General features: G+C 70.1%; 8 protein-coding genes. 3 read left to right on the top strand and 5 right to left on the bottom strand.

Going from position 1 to position 9,773, the window contains the following annotated elements; all coding sequences use genetic code 11:
• Nucleotides 1-155 precede the first annotated feature (155 nt).
• A complete protein-coding gene (locus ACWDS7_RS43065; protein ID WP_451933991.1) occupies nucleotides 156-947 on the bottom strand; it encodes a PhzF family phenazine biosynthesis protein in 792 nt (263 codons plus the stop codon).
• 188 nt (nucleotides 948-1,135) lie between these two features.
• Here ACWDS7_RS43065 and ACWDS7_RS43060 point away from each other — a divergent pair, with 188 nt between their 5' ends.
• A complete protein-coding gene (locus tag ACWDS7_RS43060; protein ID WP_306862840.1) occupies nucleotides 1,136-1,528 on the top strand; it encodes a cell division protein SepF in 393 nt (130 codons plus the stop codon).
• 137 nt (nucleotides 1,529-1,665) lie between these two features.
• On the opposite strand, the gene ACWDS7_RS43055 is transcribed toward ACWDS7_RS43060, so the two are convergent.
• From ACWDS7_RS43055 to ACWDS7_RS43040, 4 genes are all read right to left on the bottom strand, one after another.
• Nucleotides 1,666-2,994, bottom strand: a complete 1,329-nt coding sequence (locus ACWDS7_RS43055; RefSeq protein WP_451933990.1) for a hypothetical protein — start codon at nucleotides 2,992-2,994, stop codon at nucleotides 1,666-1,668.
• A 143-nt stretch (nucleotides 2,995-3,137) separates the two neighbouring features.
• Nucleotides 3,138-4,892, bottom strand: coding sequence for an arginine--tRNA ligase (gene argS, locus ACWDS7_RS43050; RefSeq protein WP_451933989.1), 1,755 nt, complete (start codon nucleotides 4,890-4,892; stop codon nucleotides 3,138-3,140).
• A gap of 178 nt (nucleotides 4,893-5,070) precedes the next feature.
• Nucleotides 5,071-6,105: a phosphate acyltransferase PlsX gene (plsX, locus tag ACWDS7_RS43045; RefSeq protein ID WP_451933988.1), complete on the bottom strand. Its 1,035-nt coding sequence runs from the start codon at nucleotides 6,103-6,105 to the stop codon at nucleotides 5,071-5,073.
• Nucleotides 6,106-6,175: 70 nt separating this feature from the next.
• A complete protein-coding gene (locus tag ACWDS7_RS43040; protein WP_451933987.1) occupies nucleotides 6,176-6,796 on the bottom strand; it encodes a DUF1707 SHOCT-like domain-containing protein in 621 nt (206 codons plus the stop codon).
• A 176-nt stretch (nucleotides 6,797-6,972) separates the two neighbouring features.
• On the opposite strand from ACWDS7_RS43040, the gene ACWDS7_RS43035 reads away from it, so the two are divergent.
• Nucleotides 6,973-8,379 carry a KamA family radical SAM protein gene (locus tag ACWDS7_RS43035; protein ID WP_451933992.1) on the top strand — a complete coding sequence of 469 codons (1,407 nt, stop codon included), beginning with the start codon at nucleotides 6,973-6,975 and terminating at the stop codon, nucleotides 8,377-8,379.
• 446 nt (nucleotides 8,380-8,825) lie between these two features.
• Nucleotides 8,826-9,719 (top strand): hypothetical protein, encoded by an 894-nt coding sequence (locus ACWDS7_RS43030; RefSeq protein ID WP_451933986.1) that lies wholly within the window; start codon nucleotides 8,826-8,828, stop codon nucleotides 9,717-9,719.
• The last annotated feature ends 54 nt before the right edge of the window (nucleotides 9,720-9,773 follow it).

The raw sequence follows: 9,773 nt of genomic DNA, 5'->3' as shown, positions 1-9,773 counted from the left end.
TGGTACTGCACCGGGGACGGTGTGGGAGAGTAGGTCGCCGCCGGACAATCATTCAGGAAAGGCCATCCCTTCGGGGGTGGCCTTTCCTGCGTTCCGGGGGCTTGACGGCCGGTCCGGGTGGGGCGGGGCGCCACCATGCCTTCCCCCGCGGGCCTTCAGACGTGAAGCTCGCCGGAGAGCACGGTCACCGCATGCCCGGCCAGCCGGACCCGGTCGCCCCGCAGGGTCGTGTGGACCACACCGCCCCGCTGGGAGAGCTGGGCGCCGATCAGGGAGTCGGGGCCGAGCTTGCCCGTCCAGTAAGGGGCCAGGGCGCAGTGGGCGGAGCCGGTCACCGGGTCCTCGGGGACGCCGACTTTGGGGGCGAAGAAACGGGAGACATAGTCGATGCCGGACCGCGACGCGGGGGCGGTCACGATGACCCCTCGGGCGTCCACCTTCTCCAGCATGAGGAAGTCAGGAGCGAGGCTCTGTACGGCCTCCTCGGACTCGACCTCCACGAGATAGTCCCACTCGTTCTTGCCGACCCAGAGAGGACTGACGACCCCCAGTGCGTCCAGCAGACCCTCCGGCGGGCTCACCGCTTCGAGCATCTTCGCCGGGAAATCCATGGTGATCAGACCGGCTCCGTCCCTGGTCACGGACAGGATCCCGCTCTTCGTTGAGAACTCAAGGGTTTCCGGGGCCGATCCGGTGGAATACAGGACGTGCGCCGTGGCCAAGGTGGCGTGTCCGCACAGTGCCACCTCGGTCGCCGGCGTGAACCAACGGAGTGAATACGGCTCGCCGTCTTCCCCTTCAAGCACGAAGGCCGTCTCGGAGTGCCTCATCTCCGCTGCGATGGACTGCATCCAGGCATCCGGAACCGGATTGTCGAGTAGACAGACCCCCGCAGGGTTACCCTTGGAAAATTGGTCGGTAAATGAATCGACCGTATAGATGTGCATGACGTAATTTTAACTGATCGACAATATTCGGCTGAAAGCGGGTGTGCGGGCCAGGCAAACCAGTGCGCTAGCCGTACAAAGTGGGAATAAGCGTTGGGCGTGTCGCGCGGCGAACTTCTGGGCGTCGGTTACCGTCCAAGGTGTAGGACAAGCCGGATGCGGCGTGGTCCTGAGGAAAGGACGAGCCGATGGGGGCAGTGCGCAAGGTGGCGACCTACCTTGGCCTAGGCGGAGCAGAGGATTACGACGAGTCCTATGACTACGAGGACGACGTCGAAGGCGAGGGCGAGGACTGGCAGCCCGCTTCGGAGCGTGCGGCCAAGCGCTGGCGCTCGATGAGCGAGCCTTCGCGGATCGTGATGCTGACGCCCAGGAAGTACAACGACGCTCCGATCATCGGACAGCACTTCCGCGACGGCCAGACCGTCATCATGGACGTCAACGTCATGAGCACTGCCGAGGCCACGCGGATGGTCGACTTCGCCGCGGGCCTGGCCTACGGCTGTGAGGGCCGGATAGAGCGCATCGCGGAGAAGGTCTTCCTGCTGGCTCCGGCAGAGGTGGAGATCACCACCGGCTGATCCCGGGCCACCGGGACGGCCGTGGCATGCGATCTTCACCGCTCCCATGCCCATGCCCCCCTGCGCCGCGGCCGGCGCCCTGCGGCCTCCTCCGTGGCGCTGGGGCGCTCCCGGTGCGCTCCCGGCTGGTGCTCCGGCTATCTTGCGCGGGGGCCCCTGCGGAGCACACGGGTCAGTTCGGCCAGGTCCGAGGCGGCGGTCTGGGCGCGCTTGTCGCTCTCGCGGGCGTATTCGTGCAGTGCCCACACAGCGCTGTCGGCCAGCTCGCGCAGCTCGGAGAGCTGCGCGGTGACATATTCGGCGTCTGCCCGCTCGTGCCTGCGCCGGCGCCAGAGCTGGTGGCCTCCCGCGGCCACCAGGGCCAGCGCGAGCGCCGCCAGCGGCAGCGTCACGGGGGTGACGAGCGCGGCCACCAGGGCTGCCACGCCCAGGGCGAGCAGCGCGTAGGCGAGCCAGGGGCGGCCGCGGGCGGGCACGCCTTCGACGCTGATCCGCTCTTCGGCGGCGGCCAGCGACTCGGGGTCAGGGCCCTCGGGGCGGAGCACCACACGGTGCCCGAGCAGCGGCATGGTGACCGATTCCGGCGGATCCACCTGGGTGGCCAGCACCAGGCCCTCGGCGGCGGCCCGCACGGTCGGCGCGGCCATGTGCAGGGCGATGGCGGCCAGGTGCGGATCGGAGCCGGGACGCAGATCGGTGAGCAGGTGACCGGTGAGCGAGTCGGTCGGGCGCTCGGCGACGTCTGAGCCGATCAGGTGACGCAGCACCGCGAGCGGCTCACCCTCGATCCACGCGGCGGCGGGTCTGCCCGCGCGGCCAGTCGGCTCCGTTCCGGTGCTCTCCCGGGTCGAGGTGATCTCGACGCAGCGGCCGAGCAGGCGGGCCAGCTGGTCGGCGGCCTGGACGGGCCCGGCCAGTTCGGGGAGCTCGGCGAGCTCGGGGAAGTCGACCAGGGACGGCGGCACCACCATCGAGGGCTCGTGCGGGGTCATCGCGCTCAACCACCGGTCGGGCTCGACCTCCGAGGGCGTGGCCACCGAGTCGAGCCTGCGGAGCACGAAGATCTTGCCTGCGGGGCCGTACGCTCCCTTGGCGGCGGCGAGCCAGAGCGCACGCTGGCCGTGGGTCACCGGCCTGTCGGCGGACAGCCCGCCGAAGGCGATGCCCAGCCAGGAGGCGTGGATCTGGTCGCCCCGGCCGGCGACGGCCAGGGCCAGGCAGAGGAAGAGCGCGGTCCGCTGCTCGTCGAGCTGGGCGGCGCGGCCGAGTGGGTCGAGCGCGTCTTCGCCGCGCATGAGCAGGGTGAGGGCCTCGACCGCCGGGGCCAGCCAGTGGTCGGTCACGTCCGGGAACTTCGGTGGCGCCGTGGAGAGGGCTGCGTCGGCGGTCAGATTCGCCAGGAGTGCCTCGGCGTAGCGGTGCAGCTCCGTCCCGATGTGGGGACTCGCGGTCAGGTCGGTGCTCAAGGCAGAGAACTCTCCGAAGTTGTGACCGGTGACCGCGCCAGCGTAGTGCGCTTCGGTCATCCCTGTCGGGAGGCGCGCCGAACCCAATTTTGCCGGATGATCGCCTCGATTTGGTGAATCAAGGCGATCATCCGGCGGATAGCTCACATGCGTTCGGGGACCGGGACGCCCAGCAGGCTCAGGCCGGTCTCCAGCACGCGCAGGGTGAGCGCGCACAGGGCGAGCCGGGAGGCGCGCGTGGCCGGGTCGACGTCGTCCTTCAGGACGGGGCAGTTCTCGTAGAAGGTGGTGAAGGCGCTCGCGGTCTCGAACAGGTAGTTGGCGAGCCGGTGCGGCACGGAGCTCTCGGCCACCTCCTCCACGATCGCGCCGAAGCCGAGGAGCTGCAGGGCCAGGGCGCGTTCGGCGGGGTGGCCGAGCACGATCGGGCCGGTCGCCTTGGCCGGGTCGGTGTCCGCCTTGCGGAAGATGGAGCGGATGCGGGCGGTGGCGTACTGGAGGTAGGGGCCGGTGTTGCCGGTCAGCGCGAGCATCCGGTCGAAGTCGAAGACGTATTCGCTGTCGTGGCTGACCGACAGGTCGGCGTATTTGACCGCGCCCATGCCGACGGCGTGCCCGATCACGCCGCGCGTGGTGTCGTCGTAGTCGCGGTCGGCGAGCACGGCGGCGGCACGGGTCTCGGCCTCGTCGAGCAGCTGCAGCAGCTTGATGGACTCGCCGCTGCGGGTCTTGAACATCTTGCCGTCGCTACCCAGCACGCTGCCGATCTGGACGTGCTCGGCGCGGACGTGGTCGGGCAGCCAGCCGGCCATCCTGGCGGAGGCGAACAGCATCGACATGTGCAGGGCCTGGGTCGCCCCGATCACGTAGAGGATCCGGTCGGCCTTGAGGTCCTGGACGCGGTAGTGGATGGTGGCCATGTCGGTGGTGGCGTAGCCGTATCCGCCGTCGCTCTTGCGGATCATGAACGGCAGCGGCTGGTCCTCGCGGCCGGTGAAGCCGGGCGGGAAGACGCAGAGCGCGCCGTCGCTGACGACCGCGATGCCACGCTCCTGGAGCTCGTCGCAGACCTTGGCGAGCATGTGGTTGTACATGCTCTCGCCGGCGATGTCGCCGTCGGTCAGCGTCACGCCGAGCTGGTGGTAGACCTTGTTGAAGTAGCGGACCGTGGCGTCCATGAAGATGTGCCACAGGCGCATGGTCTCCGGCTCTTCGGCCTGGAGGGTCACCACCCGCGTGCGGGCGCGCTTGTTGAACTCCGGGTCGCTGTCGAACTTGGCGCGGGCCGCCTGGTAGTAGGCGTTGCCCTCGCCCGCCTCGAGCTGGGCCACGGCGGTCTCCTCGCCGATGTCCAGCAGGTGCTCGATGAGCATGCCGAACGGGGTGCCCCAGTCGCCCAGGTGGTTCTGCCGGATGACCTTGTTGCCGACGTGTTCGTGCACGCGGACCAGGGCGTCGCCGACGATGGTCGTGCGCAGGTGGCCGACGTGCATCTCCTTGGCCGCGTTGGGCGCGGAGTAGTCGACCACGACGGTCTGCGGCGAGGCGACGAGGGCGACGCCGCTGCGCGGGTCGGCCAGGATCCCGGCGGTCTGGGCGGTGATCCAGTCGTCGGACAGCGTGATGTTCAGGAAGCCGGGACCGCTGACCTCGACGGTGCCGGGGAAGGGCTCCCCCTGCGCGTCGCCGGCGCGGCCGGTGAGGTGGTCGGCGATCTCCTGGGCGACCTCCCGCGGGGCCCGTCGCAGCCGCTTGCTCAGGCTCATCGCCACGTTCGCCTGGTAGTCGGCGAACTGGGAGGGACGGATCAGCGGGTCTGCGTCGGCGTAGTCCGCACCGAAGGCGGCGGCCAGCGCCTGCTGGACGCGCTCGGTGAGGGCGTGCTGCGGGTCGGTCATGACCTAAGGGTATCGTTTGGCCGGTCGTGAGCCGGCGATATTTCGGGCGATTACATGATCTTGAAAGCCGCCGGCGGCGCGGCCGGAGAGGCCGGGCTCCCAGGCGGCGCAGCCGGAGTCATGAGGGGTGCGCCGGGCTCCTCGGCGGTGGTCCATCCTGGGGCGGCGCGGCCGATGGTCACCAGAGGCGGTGCGGCCGATGGGCGGCGCTCAGGCGTTCGCCGATGCGGGCGACCACGCCTTGCCGGGCCAGCCGGGCGGCCAGCACGCAGGCGGCGCTCACCCCTCTGGCCTGCGAGGAGCCGTGCGCGATGACCACGGTGCCGTTCAGGCCGAGCAGTACGGCCCCGCCGTGGACCTCGGGGTCCAGTCGCTGGTTGAGCTCCTTGACGCGCTTGCGCTGCAGCATCCCGCCCAGCCGGGCCGCGCGGCTCTCGTTGATCGTCTCGCGGAGCTCGGCGAAGGCGTAGCGGACGCTGCCCTCCATGGTCTTGAGCGCCACGTTGCCGGTGAAGCCGTCGGTGACGATGACGTCCACGGCCCCGGTGAGCAGGTCGTGCCCTTCGACGTTGCCGGCGAAGTCCAGGCCGGGGGCGGCCGACAGCAGCTCGTGTGCCCGTTTGACGAGCTTGTTGCCCTTCCCCGGCTCGCTGCCGATGGTCAGCAGGCCGATCTTGGGTTCGGCGACGTCCAGGACGGTCTCCGCGTAGGCCGCGCCGAGGTGGGCGAACTGCACCAGCATCTCCGGCTTCACCTCGGCGTTGGCGCCCGCGTCCAGCAGGACGGTGGGGGTGGGCCGGGTGGGCAGGGCGACGGTGATGGCGGGCCTGAGCACCCCGGTCTGGCTGCGGAGCCGGAGTTTTCCGGTGGCCACGATCCCGGCGGTGGATCCGGCGGAGACCACGGCGGAGGCGTCGCCCCGCCGTACGAGATGGCAGGCGACGGCGATGCTGGAGCGTGGGCGGCGGAGACTGGCGAGGGCGCCCTCGTCCATGGCCAGCTCCTCCTCGGCCCGGATGATCGGGATCTCGGTGAGCGCGTCGTGCAGGGCGAGCGCCTCCATGAGGGGGCGGGGCTCGCCGACGAGGACGACGGGGATCCCGTGCTCCCGCACCGCGTGGACGGCGCCCGCCACGATCTCGTCCGGGGCGTGGTCGCCTCCCATCGCGTCCAGGGCGATCGGCATGACGCCGGGAGGGTCGGTATCAGGCAAGCGGTCACCTCGTGCGGGATGGTTTGTCCGCATCGTAGGCGGGGCCGGCACCGGATGGGTCCACCGGGGATCAGGGCCTGTCGGGGAGATTCCAGTCGCTCCTCTCCCGCGCGACGACAACCTTGCCGAAGGTGGTCCGGCCGACGACCCGGATGACCGGGCCACCCGCGTCGCCGGGGTCGCCGGAGATGTGCCGCTTGGCGAACAGCGCGCTGACCTCGTCGATGACGTGGGCGTTCTTGGGGACCCGGACGATCAGCTTGCCGCAGTAGGCGTTGACCTCAAGGGTGATCTCACGGCCGGGGAGCACCGCGTCGGACAGGTCGACGATCAGCGCGCCGAACGTGGCGTTCAGCGTCGTGTGGCGGCCGGCGATCCAGCGCCCGCCCCGCAGGACCTTGCTGAAGACGGCGCTCACCTCCTGCCGGACGGTGGCGGGGCCGCTGCCGGTGGCGGTGACGTCGGGCAGGTCGAGGGTGATCGGGACGAGGTCGTCCACGGTCACGGAGTCGTAGGTCGCCTGCAGCCGGTCGGCGTGCTCGACGCTGGTCAGCCGGCCGGTGGCGAGTGCCTCGGCCAGCACCGTGGCCACCCGGTCGCGGTCGGCGTCGGAGGCGCGCAGGGCGGGGACGCGGGGACGTGGCGAGACCGGGACGGAGGGGCTCGGCGGAGCGGGGTCGCGGGGGGTCATGAGGGGATTGTACGTCCAGTCGAGATATATCGCGATAGGAACTTTACCTGGGAACTTACTGATGAGTGGAACCGGCTGCAGGGGTGACTACGTCCGCTTATATAAGCGCGGTAGACGCGCGACTGGCTGGAGAGGTTTACGTGTAGATCGACAAAAATCGGAGGAAAGACTTAGTGATCTTGAAGGAAGGCTCTACTCGGGGGTTCCGGGCCTACACCGCCAAGCATCTGGACGACCTGTTGCGACGGGCGGGCCTCGGGGACGAGGAGCGGCTCCGGATCAGAGCGGTGGCGACCGTGCTGCCCTTCCGTACCAACGCCTACGTGGTGGATCAGCTCATCGACTGGTCGGCCATACCCGATGACCCCATATACCGTCTGGTCTTCCCCCAGGCGGACATGCTGCCCGAGCCGGACGTCACCAGACTCGCAGGTCTCCTGGGAGCGGGCGCGCCGAACGCGGAAATCCAGGCGGCGGCACGCGAGGTCAGGATGCGGCTCAACCCGCACCCGGCCGGACAGCTCGACCTCAACGTCCCGCGGATCGGCCAGGAGCCGGTGCCGGGCATGCAGCACAAATATCCAGAGACAGTCCTCTTCTTCCCCAAGCAGGGCCAGACCTGTCACGCCTACTGCACCTACTGCTTCCGGTGGGCGCAGTTCATCGGCGAGCCCGACCTCAAGTTCGCCTCCGACGACATCGGCGACCTCATCGCCTACCTGAAGGACAACCCTCAGGTGACCAGCGTGCTGTTCACCGGTGGCGATCCGATGATCATGAGTGAGCCGGTGCTCCGCCGCTACCTGGAGCCGCTGCTGGAGGTGGAGCAGCTCGAATCCATCCGCATCGGCACCAAGTCGCTGGCCTACTGGCCGCAGCGCTTCGTCTCCGACCCCGATGCCGACGACACGCTGCGCCTGTTCGCCTCGGTGGTGGACGCGGGCAAGAACCTGGCCTTCATGGCGCACTTCTCTCACCCGAGGGAGATGGAGTCGCCCGTCGCCGAAGCCGCCGTGGCCGGGATCCTCGCCACCGGCGCGGTGATCAGGACCCAGGCGCCGTTGATCAGGACGGTCAACGACGCCCCCGAGATCTGGTCGTCCATGTGGCGCAGGCAGCTCACGATGGGCATGGTGCCCTACTACATGTTCGTCGAACGGGACACCGGGCCGCAGGACTACTTCGCGGTCCCGCTCGCCCGGGCCTACGAGATCTTCAGGGACGCGTACGCGAGCGTTTCGGGGCTGTGCCGCACGGTGCGGGGCCCCTCCATGTCGGCCACGCCCGGCAAGGTCTGCGTGGACGGCGTCACCGAGATCGCCGGGCAGAAGGTCTTCGTGCTCCACCTCATCCAGGCGCGCGATCCCGAGCTGGTCGGGCGTCCCTTCTTCGCGCGGTACGACCCCACCGCCACCTGGCTCACCGACCTCCGGCCGGCGTTCGCCGAGCGCTTCCCCTTCGACCCCGCCGAACTTTCCGACCTCTCCCTCTCCGGATTCTCCGACCTCTCCGGGCCTGCCGAGTCCGCCGAGTCCGCGGGACCCTTCGAGCCGGTGGCGGCCTCCCAGCGGCTGTCCGCCTGATCCGCTCGGTCAAGCGGGTGCCCGGCAACCGGAAAATCTGACGCCGTGACCCGCGGACTCTTTTTCCCGCCTCTTTCCCGGTTTCCCGTCCCCGGCGGCGCGAAAATGTGCTCCGGGCCCCAGTGGTTTTGCGGCATAAGGATGAGCGGAGCGTAATCCTTCGCAGGACTATTTCCGCATATACCGGCAGCGCCGGGCAGGTCTCAGGACCCGCCCGGCGCTGCTCTGTTGGGGTCCCAGCCTCGGCCCGCAAGGAAGATCCGATCATCGCGGGCGGACTTGGGGGCCGCTCGGGGCGGTGATACAAATGCCGGTGCAGCTTCCGGCCGGCGCGTTTCGTGTAGCCCTCCAAATCGCGCCCGCCGGTGATATCGGGTCTCAGGCCCGCTTTTTCCTGACGATTCCAAGAAATCAAGCGTGCCGATTACAAAGCTGGGAAGGCAATCATGAAGCGAGTCATCAAGGCGGCTGTGGCCGTGGCGGCGTTCGGTCTCGCGGCGGCGGTCTGCGCCCCCGCCCAGGCGCAGGCGCGCGACGTCTTCGACGGCCGGGACGCGGCCGAGGACGTCTCCATGGCGGTCGAGGGGCTCACCGGCGGCCTGCTCGACGGCCGGAACATGCTGTCCGCCCTGTCCTACGGGCAGGACCGGCCGATCTCCCTGGGAGGCGGCCGGGACCCGCGGATCGAGCTGGGAGGCGGCCAGGCCCCCTTCAACGGCCAGAGCCCCTTCAACGGCCAGGCCCCCTTCAACGGTCAGAGCCCCTTCAACGGTCAGACCCCCTTCGGCGGCCCCGCCGCCGACCGGCGCGACGACGGCGTCGACGGCCTGCTCGGGACGCTCTCGGACGCCGTTGAGGACCTCGTCGGCGTCTCACCGGACGGCATCGCCCTCGACAGCCCGCTGACCGGCTCCACCACGGGGGAGGACATGCTGGTCGACGGCGCCGACGGTTTCGGTGACCTGGCCGCCGCGGCCGTGCGGGCCGCCGAGGCCCGTCAGGCGGGCCAGGCCGGTCAGGCGGGTCAGGTCCCCGCGGCGGCGGTCCAGGGGCTTACCGGGGGGCAGCCGGAGGTCGGCGGCCTCGTCGACGCGGTGAACCAGGCCGTCCCGCAGGGCGCCGAGCGGGCGGGCACCGTCGCCCCGCTGGTGGGCACCCTGTCGCCGGCCGAGGCCGCGCCGGTCGCCGGGGCCGTCGCCCCGATCGTCCGCTCCGCCTCCGGCGACGAGATCTCCCCGCTGGTGGGCAACACCACCGGGGAGGGCGCCAGGGCCGTCACCGAGACCGTCCACTCCGTGGCCGACAGCACCATGGGCGCCACCAGGGCCGCCGCCGAGTAACCGCGGCGGCGCCGGGGCCATCTGGTGTCGGCCTGCCGGCCGGACATCGTGGTC

Source organism: Streptosporangium sp. NPDC003464 (assembly GCF_053588315.1).
The sequence above is the reverse complement of the archived record's forward strand: the minus strand, read 5'-3'. Positions and strand labels throughout refer to the sequence as shown.